This is a genomic window from Bacteroides sp. AM07-18, from assembly GCF_003602695.1.
Taxonomy (GTDB): Bacteria; Bacteroidota; Bacteroidia; order Bacteroidales; family Bacteroidaceae; genus Bacteroides; species Bacteroides uniformis.
This window is the reverse complement of sequence record NZ_QTLM01000013.1, coordinates 19,414-42,019: the sequence shown is the minus strand read 5'-3', so window position 1 is coordinate 42,019 and position 22,606 is coordinate 19,414. Positions and strand designations below refer to the sequence as shown.

Here is a 22,606-nt window from a genome sequence, read left to right as displayed (position 1 = left end):
GTCTGCTACAGTTGTTGCAGAGTCTTTGCGGAACTTGGTACACCGGGAATTGTGAACTTGCCATCAATATCCGTTACGGTTCCCAAAGTGGTACCTTGAACTAATACTGATGCTCCTACAACAGGTTCGCCATCTTCCTCGGAAGTCACAACTCCCGAAACGGTAGATGTCTGCGCTGTCACAAAGCCTATGCTCACGAAGAGACAGACTAACAACAACATTAATTTTCTTTTCATAAATTCTCTCTTAAATTTAACCTATTAATATCAATTTTAAACCTAACACGGTGCAAAGGTATTTAACTTTTTTAAATAGCAAAAGAAAAACAGATAAAACATGTCACAAAGATTACGTTTTTAACAATAGCATGGATAAAAATCAGTTATCATATATACAAAATATCAAAATGTCACACTTTGTAAATTCTTTAATACAAATTGGTTTGTTCGACTACCGGATAGATACTGGCTTATTATAGATATTTTATGCCTTTTCATGGTATTTCTATTCTTTTGTCCGTACACTGCAAAATATTTGTAATAGTCAACGATAATTTTAGTTTTAACATCAATTAGTAAGTCCGGACAGCCTTGATGGATAATTATTCTACTGAACACGATGACAAATTGCATGAGGTTCACCGCATTCATCAACCTGCCGCAAACGCCTTGTAGCAGCAGGATTCAGGGTGAAGGAGGAATGCTTGGGGATGTTTCCTGAAGCATTCATCGCCTTCACCTCGGAAAGTCAAAGGAAAAATATCTGCTACTTCCGGACTACCAAATAAACATTTCCATATTTGGTATGCTTCCGTATCGCTCCGGTTGCCGACAGAACTTGTCCGAAGGTTGCCGGGTTACTTCCACGCATCGCGGCGGAATTATAGCTCTTCAGAACCTTATAGATGGTGGCTGCGGAAAGCGATTCGCATTCCTCGCCGGGTTTGGCCGGACGAAAGCATGCGTGAAACACTTCCCCGGCAGGACACGTCTGATAAAAAGCACTGTTGCGGTGTTGCAGTTCGCGTTCTTCCTCTCCCGTGAACCAATATCGAGCACCCTCATGCAGTTCGGCTTTCAGTTGGGCATATATCTGGTCATGCTGCATGTTGTCGCAATCTATCACGTGCGTCACTTCTATACAGATGAACCGCCGGCTGCCACTGGGGTCGCTCAGTAAGTCCGAACGGTTGGACGTTCCGATGAAAGAAGCTATCCGGGGCAAGTTGCGGAAATTCCTCTGATAAGCCTTGCAGATGTTGAGGCTCGACATTTGCATCAGATTCTTCAGCATCGGCATCTTCTGTGCACCATATTTATCAAATTCATCCATATTCAGCAAGCCCATTTCCGCCAATAACCGCTCCGGATTACTTTGTGCGGACAGCTTCAGGTTGTCGGAATAGTAACGTCGGAGCGCCGGAGGCATCAGCGCCCTGCAGAAAGTGGATTTCTGCCGTCCTTGTTCACTGCTGATGAGGATAGGGGCAACGCTGTTGGCATGTATGTCCTGCATACCTGCCCATTGGGCAGTCAAGGCAAGCATCCAGAGATGGAAACTTTTTACCCAGAACGGATCTGATGAAACACGATTTGCCAAGGCTTCCAGGCGGTCGTGCCCATCCCATGCGGGCAACTCTTCCATATAAAGAAGGAACGGGTGATAGCCGGGTATATAAGCGGAGTTGACATATCGGCTCAAGTCTTTGTCCCAGCAGGAAATGCCCTGCTCGTGAGCTTCGATGCAGAACGTGTTCAATTCCCGCTTACCGACGGGTAGAAACGGAGTGTTGCTTTCTCCGGCAGAGCGATACTCGTTTTCTTCCGTCAGCAGGTTGTAGCGGAAATCGTAGTTCGATTTCAAGAAATCACTCACTTGCCGTGCCAGCAGAGCAGGTTGGCCGACGTTCTTCCGGCGTTCTGTTTTCAGTTCTCTTTTGTCCGGCTCCGAATTTGTCATCAGCCGTTTTACTTCTCTGAAGAGGTGATGTTGCTCCAATGTCATTGTTTTCTTTTTCATTTCAATTAGTTTTTTTTAATGAGTGTGTAAAATTAGTTTTGTCGGTACCGATGCCACGAAGTTACTATTGCCGGGAGGCGTTTTGCAAGTGTTTCCCCAAGTTTTTCCTAAAAAAAGGCGTGCATGAAAAAAAAGGCTTTTTAGGGTGCCGGGCATTTGTTTTTATTGTATCTTTGAAGGCAGTTCAAGAATGACTCACCGGAGTGAGTCGGACGAATCACTTAAGTTATTCGGCTGAAACACTTGAGTGCGCCAAGTGAATCACTTGAGTCATCCGGGTAGAAGAAACTCCGGAGAAGGCAGGGAACAGTAATCTTTTAAACGACAAACAATAGTATGGCTATAGTATTCGACTGGTACGAGAATCCCAACGCTTCCGAAGAGGAGGGAGAGAAAGGTTTGCATCCTCGCATCTTCCTGAACGGGAAGGTGGACACCGACAAACTGTGCAGCATGATTCATGCCCGCAGTTCGCTGACGGTGGGTGATGCGCAAAGTGCCATCAGCACCTTGGCAAAGATTTGCAGTGAAGAGCTGCGCGACGGACGTGTGGTGCACATTGACGGCCTGGGCTACTTTGCACCCACACTGGAAAGCACGCAACGGGTGACGCGGAGTACGCCCAACAAAAGCGCGAAGCTGAGGCTGAAAACCATCAGCTTCCGTCCGGACATCAAGCTGAAAGCGGAACTGGCAGGTATCAGTGCCACGCAAGCCAAATACACACGCCATTCGGCACAACTGTCCGAAGTGGAAATCGACATCCGTCTGAAAGAGTATTTCGCGGAGCATTCCATCATGGTTCGTTATGACTTTCAAGAACTATGCGGGCTGACGCGTGCCACTGCCAACCGTCACCTCCGTCGCCTGCAGGACGAAGGCAAACTGAAGAATGTGGGAAGGCGCACACAACCCATCTACATGCCTGCACCGGGATACTACGGAGTGTCGAGGGATGCCGTGCAAGAGCGGTGAAAGTATTGAACGCTTCCACTGGAATCGTGCTTTCACCCTGCATCCCCCTTGTACACGGCAATACCGGTACTCCGGTGAATGAGTGAATGCAACAGAAAGCAGCTTTTTTTCCGAAGGATTGTCATTATAAGTATTACATATTGAAAGCGAACGACTTCAACCAAGTTCCGCAAAGACTCTGCGCGTTTCGTTCGTAGGAATGCAGCAGCAAGAAGTTCCAATTAAACAGGGATTAATGAAAATTACCTTGAAGCCGGACACCGAAGTGTTGGACGAGGTCGTGGTGACGGCGATGGGCATTTCCCGCTCGGAAAAGACATTGGGCTATTCTGCCACCACGGTGAAGAGTGACGAGATTATCAGCGCACGTACAACGAACGTTGCCAATGCACTTTCCGGCAAGGTGGCCGGTCTCCAGGTAAGTTCCACTTCTTCCGATCCGGGTTCGGTAAGCAATATCGTTATCCGTGGCTTCAGTTCCATCAATGGCAACAACCAGCCGCTGTATGTAGTGGACGGGGTGCCTTTGCAGAACAATATGTTCTCCGGTTCCGGCAAGAATGTGGCGACGGGCGGTATCGCCAATGTCTCTTCGGAAGACATTGAGTCCATGACTGTGCTGAAGGGTGCTGCTGCCACCGCATTGTATGGTAGCCGTGCAGCCAACGGTGTCATCATCATTACTACAAAGACCGGAAAGAAGGGAGATGGCCGGAACTTCTCCATCAGCTATAATGGAAGCTTGCAGGCACGTCAGGTCTCTTTGCTGCCCGAAATGCAGAACGAGTTCGGACAAGGATGGAACGGCGGCCAGACATTCATCGAGAATGGCTCCTGGGGGCCTGCCCTTGACGGTTCTCTGCAGGTATATGGCCCGGTCTGGAATCATCAGCAACTGATTCATGAATATAGTGCCAAAAAAGATAATGTGAAGGATTTCTTTGATTTGGGATGGTCTCAAAACCACAATATCGCACTGAGTGGTGTTTCCGGTGACAGCAAGATGAACTACTACCTTTCTTATTCTTACTCCAATGATGACGGTATCATGCCGAAGGACTATGATACATTCGAACGTAATACCATCGCTTTCCGTGGCAGCTATGATGCTGCCGACTGGCTGAAGGTGTCTTCTTCCCTTAACTTTGCACGCACGGCTACCGATGCCGTCGGCAGCTTTCAGGGAACTTCCGTTATTGACGGCTTGTTTGAGATGCCTCGTGATATCTCCATTGTGGATATGAAAGATACAAGTTCGCCTTTCAATACTCCGGAAGCTTACTTTACTCCTTACGGCATCACCAATCCTTATTGGTCATTGGAGAATAACTACAATCATACGGCTTCCAAGCAGATTTATGGTAAAATCCAGGCAGACATCAAGCCAATCAAAGAATTGACATTCTCTTACCGTATGGGATTTGACTACACCGACTATGATGTGAAAATAGGGTCACCGCAGATTGCACTGGATGATGCCTTGATTGACAATGACTATGGTTACGCACCTTCTAACATGAACCAAAGCGGGTATGTGTATGCGCGTTATGGACGTCATCTGGAGTTGAACCATGACTTTCTTGCCAACTATGCCGATAAGTTTCTGGACAACAGACTGGATGTAAACATCAATGCGGGTGTCAACATGAATGAACGTTCATTTACCAGAATAACCGGACAGACGGATGATTTGACTTTCCATACCGGATTTTGGGATTTGAGCAACGGTGCCACGAAAACCACTCTTGGAGAAAGCCAGAACAAGCGCCGTTTGGTGGGACTCTTTGGAGATGTCACGCTGGGATGGGACGATATGGTTTACCTGAACCTGACTGCCCGTAACGACTGGTCTTCCACATTGCCCATCGACAAGAACAGCTTCTTTTATCCGGGCGCTACACTGAGCTGGATTTTTACAAGGCTCATTCCGGAAAACAAAGTGCTCAGTTTTGGTAAATTGCGTCTGGCATATGGTAAGACGGGTAATGATGCCGACCCTTATCAGACGGGAGTCACTTACATTCAAGGCGTGGCAAACGGCTATTATGGAAGTGGAATAGCGCAATTCCCGATGAATGGCTCCAATGCGTTCCAGGCCTCCAACACGAAGGGCAGTTCCACGCTGAAACCGGAAATGACTTCAGAATTTGAGGTGGGCTTGAACTTGCAGTTCTTCAACGGTCGCCTCGGTATCGATGCTTCCTACTACAACCGTACTACGAATGACCAGATTTTCACATTGCCGGTCGACCCCTCAACCGGTTACAGCTATATGGTGACCAACTTCGGTAAAGTCCGTAACAGCGGTGTCGAACTGGTGCTGAATACAGTGCCCATCCAGACAAAGGATTTCCGCTGGAATCTGGACTTTAACTTTGCCAAGAATAATAACAAGGTCATCGCACTTCCGGAAAGTCTTGAGGGTGGCAAAGTGTCCATTTATAGCTTCTCGGCCGGAAATGATGCTGTCTATATGTATGCGGAAGAGGGCAAGCCAATGGGACAGTTCTATACTTACTTGCCTAAATATACAGAATCCGGACAACCCATTGTGGATGCCAACGGGCAGCCGGTATTGGGGACTTCGGTTGAAGATACCGGAAAAAACATGAACAATGACTGGACCGGCGGTGTAAATACAGCCTTTACTTACAAAGGCTTTACCTTGAGTGCCGCACTTGATATCCGTAAGGGCGGCTATATGTTCTCACGCACCAAGAACCTGATGCAGTTTACCGGCAATGGAATTGCTACAACCTACAACGGCCGTCGTCCGTTCATCATTCCCAATTCTGTTGTGGACAACGGAGACGGTACTTATTCGGAGAACACCACTCCCATCTATCAGCACAACGGCAGTTACCAGACCTACTTCAATGACTATGGATATGGCGCCGGCGGCGAAGCCTACCTGCTTGACCGTTCTTTCGTCAAGTTGCGTAACATCAGCTTGACTTGGGATGTGCCCAAGGCATGGGTACGTGCCATCTCACTGAGCAGCCTGGCACTGACCGTATTCTGCAATAATGTATTCACATGGACGGCTTCGGACAATAACTTTGTCGATCCGGAGTCGACTACAGTTTCCCAGGCTACTAACGGTGACTTGGCTACGCAGTTCGGTGAGCTTTACACCAACCCGTCTTGCCGTACATTCGGATGCAGCCTCAGCGTTAAATTCTAAAAATAGGAGAAATCAGATATGAAAAGAATATTACTAATATCGACTGTGGCATTGAGTATGACTCTTGCTTCCTGCGACAGTTACTTGGATATCAATGAAGACCCGAACTCGCCTTCGGTAGACAATATCGAAACGGGCATGCTGATGCCGGCCATCGAGATGAACGTGGCGGCAAGCTATGGCGATTTCCTGCGCATTGCCGGTGGCTATCATGCACAGCAGTATGCCCAACTGAACGGTACGAGCAACTATGTGGACTATTCGCAGTTCAACATGTCTGCTACCCGCAGCAGCGGTACTTACACCCAGTTCACCCAAAAAGCGTTGCTGAACTTGAAGACGGTACTTGAAAAGTCGCTGGCAGAAGAGGATTGGGGGACTTATCTGGCTGCCACTACCTTGCGTGCCTTTGTCTACGAAGCTTTGGTGGACTGCTATGGTGAAGTACCCTATACGGAAGCACTTAACTCTGACAATGCTACTCCGAAGTACGACGACGGGCAAGTGGTTTATGAAGGGGTGGTGGCCGAACTTGATGCTGCCCTTGCCAATGCCTCGAATTCAAGTCCGGTTTGTGCCAACTTCCTTTATCCGTCTGCTACGGCAGGCCGATGGATACAGTTTGCCAATGCACTGAAACTGAAAATGCTGATGCGTATGGCCGACGTGAAGAACGTGCAGGCTGAAGTTGCCGCTTTGATTGCTGAAGATAACTTCCCGACGGCGGACGTGAGCTATGTGGATTGTTGGAGTAACGAACCCGGACAGATGAATCCCTTTTACTCCGAGGAATTCAGCTCTGCTTGGGGCTCTACCCAGACAAACGTTGCTGCCAATCTGGCCATCATCGGAACTATGCAGGTGAAAGATGCTGAAGACAACATCATATATCAGGATCCGCGCCTTGCCGCATTCTTTGCACCCAACAGTACGGGAACATATATCGGCGGCATTTCCGGAACCAACTATCCGGGTTCTACAAGCAAGCTGCAAGACTGGTGCCGCCCGGTAGTGAACTACAACTCTCCGGTCTGCTTGATTTCAGTGGCGGAAGTCGAATTCTTCATCGCTGAATACTATGCACGTTATGGCACGGCTACCGAGGCCGCTGCCCATTATGCCGCTGCTGTAGAAGCTTCGTTCTCATCAGCAGGTGTAGCTGGAGCCGCAGAGTATATAGCCCGTTATCCTTACGACCAGAGCAACTATAAGCAAAGTATCGGTATCGCCAAATGGGTGGCACTGTCCGGTGTAAACACTTTCGAGGCATGGTGCGAAATGCGCCGTCTGGATTATCCGACTTTCGGAACAGCCAAAGGCAGTGACTTCTATTCCATAGGCGATGAGGACTCTTACAATGTATCGAAGTATGTGGCAGGTACGCTTTACACTCCTATCCAGGTATTCGGACAAGTGGGCGACAACAAGATTCTGGAGCGTTATCCGTATGCGGAAAGCTCTTCTGCACGTAACCCCAATACTCCGGATTTCCCGGGTTATACATCACCCGTATTTTGGGGCAAGTAACCAATCATTTCAATATGCATAAATTGAACAGAACAATGAAAAGTAAATTATTATATTTGATGATATTCGCGCTGGCCGCTGTTTCGATGGTTGGCTGCGATGATGAAAGTACGGCAGGCATGACACGCATCACGTACTATCCTGAGTTGACCCTGGAAGGTGAGACGACTCTTTATCTGGATAAAGGAGCCGGTTATACAGAGCCGGGTTATAGCGCTATCCTGAACGGGGAAGATGTGACGGCTGATGTAAAGGTGACATCCAACGTGAATACTGCCAACTCGGGCGTGTATTCCGTCACTTACTCCATTGTGAATGCCGACGGCTTTGCTTCCACTGCTTCGCGTACAGTCATCGTTACCGATCCGGCAGATGCCGTTGAAGGTGTTTATGAGGTGGATCCTGCGAGTTATAGACTCCGTGCAGGCGCCCAAGTGGCGTACGGAGGCAACTATACGGTATTGATACTGAACAACGGTGACGGCACTTATGCTGTGGATGATTTGTTGGCCGGGTGGTATTGTGTACGTGCCGGTTATGGCACGACTTATGCCATGCAGGGCACCATTTCAGTATCCGGTGGGGTTGTATCTTTGGTGGACAGTTTTCTGGCAGGTTGGGGCGATTCGGCAACAAGTCTGACTGACGGAACGTTTGATATTGCTACCGGAACCATGACTTATAATCTTGAGTATACGGATACTCCGATGAACTTCTATGTAACAATGTATAAGAAATGAAACGTATGAAAAAAGTAGTATATTTATTGATTATGGCAGCAGGACTTGCTTTGGCTTCCTGCGAAAAAGATGAGGTTGGCAATACTGCCACCAAAGCGCTTGCTGGAGAATGGTATGTGACGGTGGATGGCGTGGATGCAAGCGGAGCTGTGCTCTACGAGGATGTCTTCGGATTAGGACATACCATGCTGTATACTTATAATACGGCTGCCAATGTCCCTACTGAGATGTATGTAGATGATGCGGGCAATGTCTGGGAATATAAAGTAAGGGTGAAATCGGATGTCAACGCACTTACTTTCAGCACGGAAGGCGCTGTCGCCAACGAGGCTTATGACTGCAACGTGACGATTGAAAGCGGCAAGGTGCTGCCGGGAGCAGCAACCACCCCTCATGGTACGCCGGCTGACAGCATTGTATTTTATGTAACATTCAGTGATGACGATAATGTTCCGGCGGCTTATTCCAAACTTAAAGTTGCGGGTTACCGCTATACGGGGCTTGCACAAGACAACTGATTGTGAAATAAAACTTTCCCCTATGGTAGCGGCTGTAGGGAAGTTTCTCTCTTACCGGAATTTTCTAACATTCCGGTAAGTTTAACATTGATAGTTTTCTTGTTGAAAGGAAACACTGCGGGGTGTCTTCGTGAGAAGATATCCCGCAGCTATTTACAGTTAATGGCATCTTTTATTCTTGTGCATTGCCTTTTCTCTCTTCCATCTTCTTTTTTACAAATTCGATTTTGAGATTGGCTTCTTCCATATTCTTCTTTATTTCCGTCATGGATGACAGCAGTTGTGCCAGTTCGTAGACGCTGGCAAGGGCCTGGCGGTCGGCGGCAGTCATGGTGATGGAATAGGGGCGTTCCCCTTGATAGTTGACTTTGATATTCTTGTCCTTGTTCAGATAAAGGAACCCCATGACGTTTCCGTCTTCTCCCAGTTTGAAGTCTGCCTTTTCAATCTTTTCACCGAGGTCAGTGGTTTCGTAGCTGTCTTTGGCGGCGGGTGTTTCGGCAAAACTGCCGTCGGGAGCGGTGACTTTGACGGCCACATGGTGGATATTATGGGCTCCGCAATAAATGGAAGTCATGCTCATGACTCCGTTCTCGTCTACCTGGAAGCGAAGGAAAGAGCGGTGCAGGTTTTTTTCTATCACTTGGGAAGGGTGCAGGTAATGGCCGATATTCTGGTATTCGGCATCTTTTTCAAAGGTGTATTTCCCTTTGACGGCATCGAAATCCTTTTGTTTGGCCTGAAGCATGCTGTCCAGATAGACCAGGCTCTTTTCCTGCTCTTTCAGTTCCACTTCCTGCATCAGGCCGATGCCTGCACGGCGAGTCTCGAACGCTTTGGGATAGAGTACCTTGATACTGTCAATCAGAATCTTCGCTTCATTGTAGTTGCCGAGTTCATACGCTTCGCGGGCAGCTTGTAGTTTTTCACCGGCCTTCTTCTCCACATCTTCGCAAGAGAAGAGTGTACAGCATAGGCATGCAAGGAGTATTACTTTTTTCATATTTGTTGTTCTTGGAGTTAGAGTCCACAAAAATAGAAATAATATCTTTATCTTTGCAGCATTTTAATGTGCAAATGTGCTAATAGGCCATTAACACATTTGCGTATTCATTACATTAGTGCATTATTTATGATAGATTTGACGGCAGAAGAACTGAAGCAATATTTTAGTGATGATATATTCAAGCGGATATCCGAAACGGCTGATGAATTGGGATTGGAATGTTACGTAGTCGGTGGATATGTACGTGATATTTTCCTGCAACGTCCTTCCAAGGATATTGATGTGGTGGTGGTAGGCAGTGGCATTGCCATGGCCGAGGCGCTGGGTAAGCGTCTGGGGCGTGGGGCGCATGTTTCCGTTTTCAAGAATTTCGGTACGGCACAATTGAAGTACCATGGTACGGAAGTTGAGTTTGTGGGCGCCAGAAAAGAATCGTATACACACGATTCGCGCAAGCCTATTGTAGAGGACGGTACATTGGAGGATGACCAGAACCGCCGTGATTTTACCATCAATGCACTGGCTGTTTGCCTGAACCGGGTGCGTTATGGCGAGTTGGTCGACCCCTTTGGCGGTATTGGAGACTTGAAGGAAAAGACCATCCGGACTCCCCTCGACCCTGATATAACTTTCAGTGACGACCCTTTGCGCATGATGCGCTGTGTCCGTTTTGCCACCCAGCTGGGATTCTATATTGACGATGAGACATTCGACTCTCTGGAGCGTAATCGCGAACGCATCTCCATCATCTCCAAAGAACGCATTGCAGACGAACTGAACAAAATCATCTTGTCACCTATTCCGTCTAAGGGATTCATTGAGCTGGACCGCTGTGGTCTGCTGGAACTGATATTCCCGGAACTTGTCAGGCTGCAAGGCGTGGAGACGCGCAATGGACGCGCCCATAAGGACAATTTCTACCATACGCTCGAAGTACTCGACAACATCAGCAAGAAGACCGACAACCTTTGGCTACGCTGGGCGGCTCTTCTGCATGATATAGCCAAGCCTGCCACCAAGCGTTGGGAACCCCGTGCGGGCTGGACGTTCCATAACCATAATTTCATTGGCGAGAAGATGATACCCGATATTTTCCGCAAGATGAAGCTCCCTATGAATGAGAAGATGAAATATGTGCAGAAAATGGTGAGCCTGCACATGCGTCCCATTGTGATAGCGGATGATGTAGTGACCGACTCGGCAGTGCGTCGTCTCTTGTTTGAGGCAGGTGATGATATAGACGACCTGATGACACTGTGCGAAGCCGACATTACTTCCAAGAATATGGAGCGTAAGAAACGCTTCCTTAATAATTTTCAGTTGGTACGCCAGAAGCTGAAGGATTTGGAGGAACGCGACCGTATCCGTAATTTCCAGCCTCCGGTCAGTGGTGAAGAAATCATGAAGACTTTCGGCCTTTCTCCTTGCCAGCAGGTAGGTGTCTTGAAGAGTGCCATTAAGGATGCCATTTTGGACGGCATCATTCCCAATGAATACGAAGCCGCCCGTGCATTTATGTTGCAACGGGCGGAGAAGATGGGGCTTAAGGAGTTATAACTCATAACTCTTCTTTTTCTGCCTGGAACTTGCGGCTTACTTTCATCAGGTTGATGGTGTAGGTCACTACGTTCTGGGCTTCTTGTATCATAGTCAGGTATACCATGCTGACTTTGATGCTGCCGCTCTGGCTTTGGATGCGTTGCAGTTCTTCGCGTTTCAGGTGGGACAACTGGCCGTTGAGGTCGTTGGCTTTGCGGATTTCTGTTTCCAGTTCATCAAAATTGTTCGTTTCCAGCTTGTGGCGGCATACTTGCAACAGATAGCAGATGTCTTCGGCTACGTCTGTAAATTCTCCTTTCTGAATGGCATCCAGCGGCTTGAAGTTATTGTCTATGTGCTCCAAGCAAGGTTCGCAAAGACGACCTACGCTGTACACCAGTTCGCTGGCAAAGTCGTTGCCTTGATAGTAATAGAGTCCTTTTTCCAGTACGGTATTGTTGTCGAGGCGGCACATGGCAAGTGTTCCGGTACGCTTCATCTGCTTGATGAGTTGTTTCTCGAATTTTACTGAGCCCATGGCACGACGCAGTCCGCGCAGGTTCTCGTGCAGGAAGGAAGTGACGGTGCGTTCAAAATTCTCTTCTGTGAATTCCATAATCTTCACCAGTTCTTCACGGGTATGCTTACGGAGCAATTCGATGACTTCGTTGTTGTCCGTACTCTTCATCAATTGTTTCAGAGTCTCGTTGCCTTTTTCTTTCTCCTTGCGCTTTTTGTACATCACTTGGCTACGAATCAGCATGAAGACTGCCAGACCAATCAGCGCCAGGATGGCAACCGTACCACCGAAATGGATAATCAGTGCTACGAAGAAACAGATGGTGAACGCTGCTCCGGCAGTGATGAACCAACCGCCGATAACGCTGAGCACACCCGTAATGCGGAATACCGCCGAATCACGTCCCCAGGCACGGTCGGCAAGCGATGTACCCATGGCTACCATAAAGGTGACGTAAGTGGTGGAAAGGGGAAGTTTCAAGGAAGTTCCCAAGGCGATGAGCAGACCGGCCAATACGAGATTGACGGAGGCGCGAACCAAGTCAAAAGCGGCGCCGTCGGCTATGATGGCTTCATCCTTCTGGAAACGGGTATCAATCCAGCGTTTGCTGCTTTCGGGCATCGTTTTGGATATTCCGTTAGCCAGAGTCATGCTGAAGCGTACCAGCGTACGGGCTATCGGGGTACTTCCGAAGTTCTCTTCACCGTCATCCTGGCGGGCAAGGTCCACGGAAGTCTTGATAACGTTGTGGGCTTTCTTGGATGTGCAGAGTGCATAAACCATAATGGCGCCTGCACCGATAAGGAAATACCACGGGGTTTTGGCTGCACCGAGGAGTGAGGACATCAGGAATCCGTCGGGGCCGGCGGCCGTACCATTGGCTGTATAGTCAATAAATGAGGAATATCCTGCGAGGGGGACACCGATAAAGTTCACCAAGTCATTGCCGGCAAAGGCGAGGGCGAGGGCGAAAGTACCCATCAGAACCACTACTTTGAAGACGTTTATCTTGCACCAATGCAGTATCTGCATCAGTATGGTGAAGAATACAAAGAAACCGGTTATTAGCAATGCGGTATTGTCGTGTATCCATTGCTTATTTTCAGGAGTCATGAATGAACTGTCTTTCAGCCCCTTTATCAGCATGAAGTAGATGATGCTGGTGGCAGCTATACCACCGAACAGCGCGATGCTGTATTTCATGTTCTTCTTGTAGTTGAAGGTGAACACGATACGTGCCAGCCACTGTACCAGCATACCGAAGAAGAAGGCAATGGCTACGGATACAAAAATGGCCATGATGACAGACAGCGCCTTGTCTGTATTGATGAGGTCGCCCAGTCCCAATGTATCGCTGTTATAGACCTTGATGAGCGCCAGTGCGAACGTACCTCCCAGCAGCTCGAACACCATGGATACAGTGGTGGAGGTAGGCATTCCCATAGTGTTGAAGACATCTAATAGCACGACGTCCGTCAACATGACGGCAAGCAGAATGCACATGATTTCGGCAAAGTAGAAGTGCTCCGGTTGATAGATGCCGTGTCGTGCAATGTCCATCATGCCATTGCTGAGTGCCGCACCGATGAAGACGCCAATGCCTGCAATGAACAGTATGGTTTTGAAAGATGCTGCCTTTGCTCCGACAGCCGACTGAAGAAAATTGACCGCATCATTACTGACACCTACCACGAGGTCGAAAATCGCGAGTACGAACAGAAAGATGACGATACCCAGATAAATTGTTTCCATAGACATGTATTTTATTTCCGGCTGCAAAGGAAAGAGTTTGGTGTTGCAGGGAAATGTCATACATGTTACAGAAATGTTACAAATGTTTTGGAATAGAATGGTATTGTGTTAAGAGCGATTGCTCTTATTCTCCTAATAATCATTAATGTTAAGCATTTAAGAGTAACAATATAAGTATAATAGAAGAGTGGATGCTTTTGTGTTTCGTATTTGGTTATTTCTATGTTAAGCAGCCAAATTACTAGTTAATTGTTTGCAGATGTCGAGAATTCTTGCGAATATTGCATACAAGTTGTGTGTAGAATTGATTGTAATTAGAACTTTGATATTAAAAATCAAAGATGTATGTAACTTTTTTACATATTGTATTTAGAACGCCCCAACAACCAAAACCAATCAGAAATATCCAATCATAAACCTTTAATTGTCAATACATTCCAAGATTTAACACATTTCGGCTGCTTTTTGATGCTTCCCAAATTTCCACATATTTTTGAGACATATTTCTGACGTGGAGAATTTGCGGGGCTTATTTTTTGTCACATCGTGCATAGAGTTGACAAGGGTTTACAACTGTTTACGATGAGCGACAATTTCCGCTCCGATATGCAGCGACAGTCACATCGTGTGGAAATGCGACAACGGTTGACTGCTGTTTACGACCGTTCACCACTTCGGGGATATACAAAGTGAGAAGTGAACAAGTAAACGATAAAGCAGTATGAAAGCAACAAAGAAATGCCAATTTTGCGGCAAACCGTTTGTAACCCGTAGCGGTATGCAACGGTATTGCAGCGAGGCTTGTCAGACGGAAGCCAAGCGAGCCAGAACAGCGCAGAAGAACAACCTCTTCAAAGTCGCCCTGCCACTCATGGAGATACAGCATCAGGAGTATCTCACCTTTTCCAAAGCAGCCACACTCATGGGCTGTTCCCGACAGTACATCTATAAACTGGTCGCCATCGGCAAGCTGAAAGCCTCACGCATCAGCAACCGTATGGCTATTATCCGCAGAGCCGACATTGAGCGGATGCTGGAGGGCAATCCCTATCACCGTATCTTACCCGGCAGCACCCCTGCACCGAAAAAGTCCGCTTCATCTTCCCAATCCCCCAAAAGGGAGATAAGGGAAAAGGAAAACGATGAAGTGCTGGACTTCTATTCCGGTGAGGAGGTGATGACCCTTTATAAGGTAAAGCAGTCGTGGCTCTATACCTCCGCCAAGCGCAACCGCATCCCCATCTGCCGCATTGCAGGAAAGAACTATTACAGCAAAAGGCATATTGACGAGTTCTTCGGTGTGTCAGTCGATATAAGCAAGATTACCGACTGGCTCCTGACCGAAGAAGCGGAAGAGGTGTTCGGCATGAAACCGTCCGCACTACGTGCATACGCCTATCGCCACAGGATTCCCACCAAAAGAGAATACGGGCGTACCTACTACTCCAAATCCCATCTGGACGAGCTTCGCAGAACCGACCTTGTGAACGATGAACGCTACTACACAGTGGAACAGGTGCAGCAGATTTACGGACTTTCTTCCGCCAACATCTGCCATATCGTCAAGGTGAAACACATCGAAAAGGTAAAGGTTGGTGTGAAAAACCTGCTTTTACGCTCCGATGTGGAGCGAGTCATGGCAGAGAGGAACAAACAACCGTGAACAACCTGCATTATCGGAAAATTATTTCAAAATGATTGTCCGTGACGTTTCTCACGGTTGTTTCACGTTGTTACTTTGCCCCCGAAACGGGAAACTCCCACAAACGTATTATCAATTAAAATCAGAATGAATATGAAATGCAAGACTGTAACTTTGCGCAAGCGCAAAATCAAGAACGGGACACAGTATTCACTATGTCTGGACTATTATCCCGGCTACCGCGACAACACCACCATGAGGGTGATTACACGCGAATCCTTGGGCATCTACCTCTTCGCCAAGCCAGCCAACCAGCAAGAGCGGGATTTCAACACACGCATGATGAAGAAAGCGGAGATACTGCGTAACCAACGCTATGAAGCCATTTTCAACGAGAACCACGGCTTCTTTGACAAGGCGAGGATGAAAGGCGATTTCCTTGCCTACTTCAAGGAGCTGGCGGACAGGAAAAACACCAAATGGCAACACGTCTACAAGCACTTCGAACGGTTTGTGAACGGCAGATGCACCTTTGAGGAGGTGGATGTGGACTTGTGCCGCAAATTTATGGAGTATCTGCTTGATGCTCCACAGTCCATACACACCAACCGGAAACTGCATATCAACTCCGCTGCCGGGTATTGGTCAACTTTCCGTGCCGTACTCCACACCGCCTATCGGGACAGGAAGATAAAGGAAAACCCCAACGGATTCTTAGACCGCATCGAGAGTATTCCGACCATGAGGGAGCACCTGAGCCAAGAGGAACTGATACGGCTTGCCGAAACGCCCTGTGAGGAAGAAGTCTTGAAGAGGGCGTTTCTTTTCGGCTGCCTTACCGGATTGCGGAAGAGCGATATCAAGCAGCTCACTTGGCAACAGATACAGCCGTACACCAACGGCAAGATGTTCGTGACCACCCGTATGCAGAAGACGAAGCAGATAGTACACAACCCCATCAGCGATGAAGCATACAGACTGCTCGGGGAACGGTGCGAGGGGCTTATCTTTGACGGCTTCAAGGACAAGATGCTACAAGGACCGCTGAAACGGTGGCTCTCGACAGCAGGAATAACCAAGAAGATAACATTCCATTGCACCCGGCATTCCTTCGGAAGCCTGCATGTGGAAATGGGTACGGATATGGCTGTCATACAAGCCTATCTGGGACACAAGAACATTACCACCACACAGATATATTCCAAAATGGCAGCGCAGCAGATGTGTGATGTGGTGGACAAGATAACCCTGAAACGCAAGGAAGCATAAGGCGGTTATAAGCAGACGGAATTTCGGAGGGAGCGGTCAAGGCATTATTACGCCCACCGCTCCCTCTGTTTCCATCCCTACAAGCCATCAGAGTATGATAATTGAGTATGATTTTGGCAATTTGGTGAAAAACGCTGAAAAAGAACCCTCTGACTACGGGTAATGAATAATAATCAGAAGAATAGCATTAACTTTGCACAAAATTCAGACAGTAACCAGTAATACCCGAACAGAATATGGATTCATCCGTCAAAGACAAACATATCATTTTAGGCTTCATCGGCTTTACCATCTGCCTAATCTCATTCTTTATAACGCTTATCGTTGCCGAGAGTTTCAACCAGGACAACTTTGTAAGGCTGATAGTATTCTTGTGCAGCAATCTGTTGGGCTGGCTGTTCTACTTATCCTTCCAGACAATTATCTTTGACACTTACCAGCTTTACAAAATCAAATCCGGCAAAAAGGAGGCAAAAGAGATTACTACGGAAGCCGTAGCCTTGCAGGAAAAAGAACCGCAGAATACAATAGAACCTGTAACGCAGATAGCGGAAGAGGCAAGCTCCGATGTCCACCCCATAGAGCTGAACATCGATCCGAAGCGTCACGAAGAAATCCGTTCAAGTTATGAAGATGAGCAGGACAAAGAAAATAAGAGACGCATCCGCATGGTCGTGGAGTATATACATTTCTACATGCCCCGTATCGCTGACGAAGAGACCGTGAACCATGTCTGCAACGAGGTGAGCAACTGGATGAATAAGAACAACTACAAGCCGAAGCCGATAAAAAGGCGGCTGACACAGGACATCTCCAATATTCCGCTCCGTCATTTCATATGGAACATAGCGGAGCGTTGCATGTACAAGAGATATTACAATGGGGATAACCGCGCCCGTTTCGTCAAAGAGCTTTTCCCTCGCGAGTTTGCCGAAACGGATATAGCGACCATCAAGAACTTTAGGATTGACCCGTTAAAGCCACCGATTCCCATTGACGAACTCGAAGACGGCAAACTGGATTTCCATTATCCGAATGGTTACTTGCAAAAAGAGTAAAAATCATCCCGTCTTTGAGCAATAACGACAAGTAGCCGACACTACTTAACAGCCTGTTTAATAGCGTTTCCCGAACAACTTTACCCATCATTCACGGTTGGGTATCGTTATTCGGGAATTATTTTTTCGTGGAGGTATTCACGACCCTATCATTGCAGTCCTTTGCGGCAAGTCTTACAAAAGAGACGAATCGCAAAATGGAAAAAGTAAATCTTACATTCAATGACCTTCCGGAGGTCGTGGCTCAGCTTCGGGACGAAGTGATGAGCCTGAAAAGCCTGCTTACCGAGCAGAACAGTGTGAACAATGCAAAGGCTGTGGACACCCATGTCCCCATGTCGGTAGACGAAGCAGCAGAGTATCTGGGTATTCCCAAAGGCACGCTCTACATGAAGCTGTCGGACGGGAGCATCCCTGCCACCAAGCCCGGCAAACGCTATTGCCTCTACCGTGACGAACTTGACAAGTGGCTGGAATCCTCCCGGAAGAATCCCGTGCCACTGTCCGATGAGGAACTGAACGAGTCCATATCCTCATCGCACCGTCGCAAACCCAACAAACGTAACTGGTAAAAGAGATGGAAGAGGATAAGAATTGTATCGGCATGATACATGGCGACCTTGCGAGGGCTTCCCAAGTTCGGAGCGGTATGCCGGAGAGTATCGGTGTGATGAGTATCAAGACCGCCAACCGCACCATACTCGAAGCATCGCTGCTGCCCACGCCCCGTGCGCTGTGGGACAGTTTCTGGTACGAGGGAGAGCTGTCCTGCCTATTTGCCGACTCCAATGTGGGCAAGTCCATCCTTGCCGTGCAGATAGCCGACCGCATCGCCCGAACCGACAACGTGCTGTATCTGGACTTTGAGTTGTCCGACAAGCAGTTCCAACTCCGATACACCAACGAACACGGAAACCTCTACACCTTTCCCGAAAGGCTGTACCGTGTATCGCTTGACTGCAACTCGTTGTTGGAGGAAAATTTTGAGGAAGCCATTATCGGCAGCATTGAGCAGATGGCATTGCAAACCGCCAGCAAGATTTTCATAGTTGACAACCTTACCTACCTGTGCTGCGCCATGGAGAAAGGCGATGCCGCAGGGCGGCTGATGATACAGCTTAACAACCTCAAAAAGAGATACGAGCTGTCCATCCTCGTGTTGGCTCATACGCCCAAACGCTCCTTGGACTGTCCTATCACCTCCAACGACCTTGCAGGAAGCAAGCGGCTATACAACTTCTTTGACAGTGTTTTTGCCATCGGCAAGAGTGCGCAGGATGGCGGGCTTCGTTATGTGAAGCAGTTGAAAGTTCGCTACGGTACATACTCATACGATGCTGACAATGTAATCATCTATGAGATTGAAAAGGTGGATGCCTTCCTACAGTTCGTACATAGGGGATATTCCACGGAAAAGGAACATCTGAAAAAGTTGGGCGAAAATGAATCGAGCCAAAGGGACTGCCTGATATTACAACTGTCCCAATCGGGCAGGTCAGTAAGGGAGATAGCCTCACAGGTGAATTGCGGCAAATCCACAGTCAGCCGGATTATCCAGCGCAACAAGGATAGCGATAAGACGGCTGTCCCAAGTGTCCCACCGTCCCAACCCACGGCAAGTGGGACAACGGGACAGGATGGGACAGTCGGGACAATCAAGGAAGTAATGCAAGCGGAACTGTTTACAGGAAATGATAATACAGAGGATAAGCTATGAAAGGTCTTATTACACATACCGTTATAAAAGGTAATAGCTTCATTTACGGGATAAGCAACCCTGCAAACAGAAGCGTTATTTCTCAAAACATTCCAAGTGTCCCAAGGTGTCCCACTGTCCCACGCCCTGTGAGCCGGGACAGTGGGACAGGACGGGACAGCACAATAACCAACGGAAAAAGAAAGGAGGCAGACAATGAGCAACTATTCGTTACAGAGATATAAAGGAACGGCTACACGGCACATTTGCCCGAATTGTGGCGACAGACATTCCTTTGCCTATTATGTAGATGAGCAGAACATACCTCTTCACCCAACGGTCGGCAGATGTAATCATGAAAGCGGTTGTGGGTATCACTACACCCCCAAGCAATACTTTCAGGATCATCCCGAATGTCGTACAACAAAGGATTTCTCTTTTGGTGGGCAAAGAGTGGAACAAAAGCCCAGACAGGTATCACAGCCGAGTGCCGTAGGTTACATACCATCCCATTATGTGGAGAAATCGAAAAGCGTTCACAGCAACTTCTTCCGTTTCCTTTCCACGCTCCTTACCGCCTATTACGGCAGCAAGGCAAGAGAAGTATTGACCCGGTTGTTGGAAGAATACCGTTTGGGGGCTACCCGTGACGGGGCTGTCATCTTCTGGCAGATAGACCGCAACAACAAGGTACGTACAGGCAAGGTAATGCATTACAATCCCGAAGACGGACACCGTATCAAAGGAGGGCTGACATCGGCAGTGAACTGGATACACAGCATACTGAAAAAGCAACAGATTTTGCCGGAGGAGTGGCAGCTCTCCCAATGTCTTTTCGGGGAACATCTGCTAAAAAGCAACCCCGGCAAGGTGGTAGTATTGGTGGAATCCGAAAAGAGTGCCGTCATAGGTTCGGCTATCTTCCCCGGCTATGTATGGCTGGCGACAGGAGGCAAAAGCCAAATGAGAGAAGAAAAGCTCCGTGCGCTGACCGAACGAACCGTGCTTCTCTTTCCCGATGCGGACGGATATGCAGAGTGGAAACAACGTGCCGGGAGCATGACATTTTGCAGGGTATTGTATCTGACATCATCGAAAGGAACGCCACACCGGAACAAAAGGCTGACCACATAGACATAGCCGACTGGATTATCTACCAGATACAGGAGTGCAAACTCATGTGCACAGCCAACCACTTGGTAGAAGCAGAAAGAATCCTCCAACGGATGATAGAGAAGAACCCCGTCCTGCAAAAGCTGGTAGACGATTTAGACCTTGTACTGGTCGGTGCAAGTCCAATCGGAAGCAGTGACTGAAACCCTCCCTGACGGCAGGAGAGCGGAAGCCAAAGGCTGTGGTGAACGGACAAGGGCTTGCCCTTGATATAGCCCACTATAACTACACGCTTCGCTTTCGTAGTTGTGGGCTCTCCCGAGGGGCTGGGCTTTGCCCCGTCCCACTCATGACGCTGCCCTGAGAACCCGGCAAGGGCTGTCAGCCCTATGCAACCCGACCAAAGAGTGACCCTCTCTTTGGAAACTCCGCTCAGAGGCTTCCACCCCTAAGAACCCGGAGCAGGAAGTGACCCTCTCCCTGCACCCTCCGATTAAGGCGATGCCCTAATAACCCATTGCGGTTATGAGCGGACAGCGGAAAAATAATTTCATCAACAAATCAAATTCTAAGAAAATGGCAACAAAATCAAGCATACATATCAAGCCTTGCAACACCAAGTCAAGCGAGGCTCATAACCGAAGGACTGCCGAGTATATGCGTAATATCGGTACATCCAAAATCTATATCGTGCCCGAACTCTCTGCCGACAACGAGCAGTGGATAAACCCGAACTTAGGCAACCCAGACCTGCAAACGCACTACGACAACATAAAACGGATGGTAAAGGAAAAGACGGGTCGTGCCATGCAGGAAAAAGAGCGGGAGCGCAAAGGCAAGAACGGAAAAATCATCAAAGTGGCAGGATGCTCACCCATCCGTGAGGGTGTTTTGCTTATCAAACCGGACACCACACTGGCAGATGTGAAGAAATTTGGCGAGGAGTGTCAAAAACGCTGGGGCATCACTCCGCTTCAAATTTTCCTGCACAAGGACGAGGGGCATTGGCTGAGCGGACAGCCTGAAGTGGAGGACAAGGAGAGTTTCCAAGTAGGTGAAAAATGGTTCAAGCCGAACTACCACGCACACATTGTATTCGACTGGATGAACCACGACACGGGAAAGAGCCAAAAGCTCAACGACAATGACATGATGGAAATGCAGACTTTGGCATCTGATATTCTCTCGATGAAACGTGGGCAGTCCAAAGCCGAGACAGGCAAGGAGCATCTGGAGCGTAACGATTTCATCATTGAGAAGCAGAAAGAGGAGATGAGCCGCCTTGATGCCACAAGGCAGTATCGGGAGTATCAGTTGGAAATGACCAATCAGAAAATGCAGGAGGCGGAAAACAGAACCAACTCTCTTATCGAGACTGCCAATCAAAAGGAACGCCAGAGTGAAGACCTTGACAGGGCTATCAAAGAAAAACGCTCCAAACTGAACAGGGAGAAAGGCAGTGAACTTCTTGATGCCGCTGTCGGTTGGGCTACGGGCAAGTCAAAGTCCCTAAAATGCGAAATAGAGGGCTTGCGCCATGAGATTTCCACGCATGAGGATACCATCGAGCAGTTGCAGGGCAGAATCCAAACCATACAGAGCGACCACTACCGTGAACTGATGAAGCTGGAAGCCAAGCACCAGTCCGAACTCAACCGTAAGGAGGCGGCACATACAGAGGAAACGGCGAGGTTCAAAAACCACATTTCGTGGCAGAATCAAATTATCGGCAGTCTCAGTTTCCTCTTGCTCAAAACAAGCGACATCTTCCGCAAGGCGGTAAACGGTATCATCCGTTTGGCAAGGGATTATTACAAGCCTCGTTTCGATGCGGAACAGGTGTCGGACATCAAGAGTGCCCTTAACCTGTTCGGTGACGACAAACAGTCGCACCAAGCTGCTGGGGATTTCCTGTATATCACAGCCACGCAGAAAGGCAAATTGGATAACCGAGAGCAAATCAAAGCCAGGCGGGAAGTGGATAACGTGGTGGAGGGACAGTATGACCAACAGCAAAGGAGGGGGTTTTCAATGAGAAGGTAAATTGT

At 48.2% G+C, this 22,606-nt stretch carries 15 protein-coding genes and 2 pseudogenes; 13 read left to right on the top strand and 4 right to left on the bottom strand.

Translation table 11 applies throughout. The annotated features are described in order from the left end of the window. Positions 1–14: 14 nt before the first annotated feature. Both DW096_RS14525 and DW096_RS14515 read right to left on the bottom strand, forming a co-directional pair. Positions 15–236, bottom strand: a pseudogene (locus tag DW096_RS14525) (carboxypeptidase-like regulatory domain-containing protein); the annotation flags it as partial. Between the two features lie 529 nt (positions 237–765). Further along, a complete protein-coding gene (locus tag DW096_RS14515) occupies positions 766–2,004 on the bottom strand; it encodes a VapE domain-containing protein (RefSeq protein ID WP_369904492.1) in 1,239 nt (412 codons plus the stop codon). Between the two features lie 351 nt (positions 2,005–2,355). Here DW096_RS14515 and DW096_RS14510 point away from each other — a divergent pair, with 351 nt between their 5' ends. From DW096_RS14510 to DW096_RS14490, 5 genes are all read left to right on the top strand, one after another. Next, positions 2,356–2,994, top strand: coding sequence for a DNA-binding protein (locus DW096_RS14510; RefSeq protein ID WP_025836403.1), 639 nt, complete (start codon positions 2,356–2,358; stop codon positions 2,992–2,994). Positions 2,995–3,133: 139 nt separating this feature from the next. Further along, positions 3,134–6,178, top strand: a complete 3,045-nt coding sequence (locus DW096_RS14505; RefSeq protein ID WP_255421218.1) for a SusC/RagA family TonB-linked outer membrane protein — start codon at positions 3,134–3,136, stop codon at positions 6,176–6,178. A gap of 18 nt (positions 6,179–6,196) precedes the next feature. Then, the gene (locus DW096_RS14500) at positions 6,197–7,705 is read left to right on the top strand and encodes a SusD/RagB family nutrient-binding outer membrane lipoprotein (RefSeq protein ID WP_120028808.1); all 1,509 of its coding nucleotides are present in this window, start codon (positions 6,197–6,199) and stop codon (positions 7,703–7,705) included. Between the two features lie 35 nt (positions 7,706–7,740). Further along, positions 7,741–8,445, top strand: coding sequence for a BT_2262 family domain-containing protein (locus DW096_RS14495; RefSeq protein WP_158589302.1), 705 nt, complete (start codon positions 7,741–7,743; stop codon positions 8,443–8,445). A 5-nt stretch (positions 8,446–8,450) separates the two neighbouring features. Then, on the top strand, positions 8,451–8,963 hold the full coding sequence (locus DW096_RS14490; protein WP_025836286.1) for a lipid-binding protein: 513 nt from the start codon (positions 8,451–8,453) through the stop codon (positions 8,961–8,963). A gap of 172 nt (positions 8,964–9,135) precedes the next feature. Here the strand turns inward: DW096_RS14490 and DW096_RS14485 are convergent, their stop codons facing one another. After that, on the bottom strand, positions 9,136–9,966 hold the full coding sequence (locus DW096_RS14485) for a hypothetical protein (RefSeq protein WP_118931082.1): 831 nt from the start codon (positions 9,964–9,966) through the stop codon (positions 9,136–9,138). Positions 9,967–10,095: 129 nt separating this feature from the next. Between DW096_RS14485 and DW096_RS14480 the strand changes: the two genes are divergently transcribed. Beyond that, the gene (locus tag DW096_RS14480; protein WP_118931096.1) at positions 10,096–11,526 is read left to right on the top strand and encodes a CCA tRNA nucleotidyltransferase; all 1,431 of its coding nucleotides are present in this window, start codon (positions 10,096–10,098) and stop codon (positions 11,524–11,526) included. A gap of 1 nt (position 11,527) precedes the next feature. Here DW096_RS14480 and DW096_RS14475 read toward each other — a convergent pair whose 3' ends face one another. Beyond that, complete coding sequence (locus tag DW096_RS14475) at positions 11,528–13,780, bottom strand: inorganic phosphate transporter (RefSeq protein ID WP_118931095.1); 2,253 nt, start codon at positions 13,778–13,780, stop codon at positions 11,528–11,530. 721 nt (positions 13,781–14,501) lie between these two features. Between DW096_RS14475 and DW096_RS14465 the strand changes: the two genes are divergently transcribed. From DW096_RS14465 to DW096_RS14435, 7 genes and pseudogenes are all read left to right on the top strand, one after another. After that, positions 14,502–15,443: a helix-turn-helix domain-containing protein gene (locus DW096_RS14465; protein ID WP_055205176.1), complete on the top strand. Its 942-nt coding sequence runs from the start codon at positions 14,502–14,504 to the stop codon at positions 15,441–15,443. 126 nt (positions 15,444–15,569) lie between these two features. Beyond that, the gene (locus tag DW096_RS14460) at positions 15,570–16,691 is read left to right on the top strand and encodes a site-specific integrase (protein ID WP_055205177.1); all 1,122 of its coding nucleotides are present in this window, start codon (positions 15,570–15,572) and stop codon (positions 16,689–16,691) included. A gap of 236 nt (positions 16,692–16,927) precedes the next feature. Further along, positions 16,928–17,749, top strand: coding sequence for a hypothetical protein (locus DW096_RS14455; RefSeq protein ID WP_055205178.1), 822 nt, complete (start codon positions 16,928–16,930; stop codon positions 17,747–17,749). 197 nt (positions 17,750–17,946) lie between these two features. Further along, entirely contained in the window at positions 17,947–18,321 is a 375-nt protein-coding gene (locus tag DW096_RS14450; RefSeq protein ID WP_055205179.1) for a helix-turn-helix domain-containing protein, read from the top strand. Positions 18,322–18,326: 5 nt separating this feature from the next. Continuing rightward, complete coding sequence (locus tag DW096_RS14445) at positions 18,327–19,466, top strand: AAA family ATPase (protein WP_055205180.1); 1,140 nt, start codon at positions 18,327–18,329, stop codon at positions 19,464–19,466. Positions 19,467–19,661: 195 nt separating this feature from the next. Continuing rightward, a pseudogene (locus DW096_RS14440) lies at positions 19,662–20,761 on the top strand (DUF6371 domain-containing protein). Positions 20,762–21,134: 373 nt separating this feature from the next. Next, positions 21,135–22,601 carry a mobilization protein gene (locus DW096_RS14435; RefSeq protein ID WP_182422626.1) on the top strand — a complete coding sequence of 489 codons (1,467 nt, stop codon included), beginning with the start codon at positions 21,135–21,137 and terminating at the stop codon, positions 22,599–22,601. The last annotated feature ends 5 nt before the right edge of the window (positions 22,602–22,606 follow it).

Bases quoted from the DNA above. Each gene is read 5' to 3' on its own strand.
- DW096_RS14515 (WP_369904492.1), bottom strand. From the start codon at position 2,004: ATGACATTGGAGCAACATCACCTCTTCAGAGAAGTAAAACGGCTGATG.
- DW096_RS14510 (WP_025836403.1), top strand. From the start codon at position 2,356: ATGGCTATAGTATTCGACTGGTACGAGAATCCCAACGCTTCCGAAGAG.
- DW096_RS14500 (WP_120028808.1), top strand. From the start codon at position 6,197: ATGAAAAGAATATTACTAATATCGACTGTGGCATTGAGTATGACTCTT.
- DW096_RS14495 (WP_158589302.1), top strand. From the start codon at position 7,741: ATGAAAAGTAAATTATTATATTTGATGATATTCGCGCTGGCCGCTGTT.
- DW096_RS14490 (WP_025836286.1), top strand. From the start codon at position 8,451: ATGAAAAAAGTAGTATATTTATTGATTATGGCAGCAGGACTTGCTTTG.
- DW096_RS14485 (WP_118931082.1), bottom strand. From the start codon at position 9,966: ATGAAAAAAGTAATACTCCTTGCATGCCTATGCTGTACACTCTTCTCT.
- DW096_RS14480 (WP_118931096.1), top strand. From the start codon at position 10,096: ATGATAGATTTGACGGCAGAAGAACTGAAGCAATATTTTAGTGATGAT.
- DW096_RS14475 (WP_118931095.1), bottom strand. From the start codon at position 13,780: ATGGAAACAATTTATCTGGGTATCGTCATCTTTCTGTTCGTACTCGCG.
- DW096_RS14465 (WP_055205176.1), top strand. From the start codon at position 14,502: ATGAAAGCAACAAAGAAATGCCAATTTTGCGGCAAACCGTTTGTAACC.
- DW096_RS14460 (WP_055205177.1), top strand. From the start codon at position 15,570: ATGAATATGAAATGCAAGACTGTAACTTTGCGCAAGCGCAAAATCAAG.
- DW096_RS14455 (WP_055205178.1), top strand. From the start codon at position 16,928: ATGGATTCATCCGTCAAAGACAAACATATCATTTTAGGCTTCATCGGC.
- DW096_RS14450 (WP_055205179.1), top strand. From the start codon at position 17,947: ATGGAAAAAGTAAATCTTACATTCAATGACCTTCCGGAGGTCGTGGCT.
- DW096_RS14445 (WP_055205180.1), top strand. From the start codon at position 18,327: ATGGAAGAGGATAAGAATTGTATCGGCATGATACATGGCGACCTTGCG.
- DW096_RS14435 (WP_182422626.1), top strand. From the start codon at position 21,135: ATGGCAACAAAATCAAGCATACATATCAAGCCTTGCAACACCAAGTCA.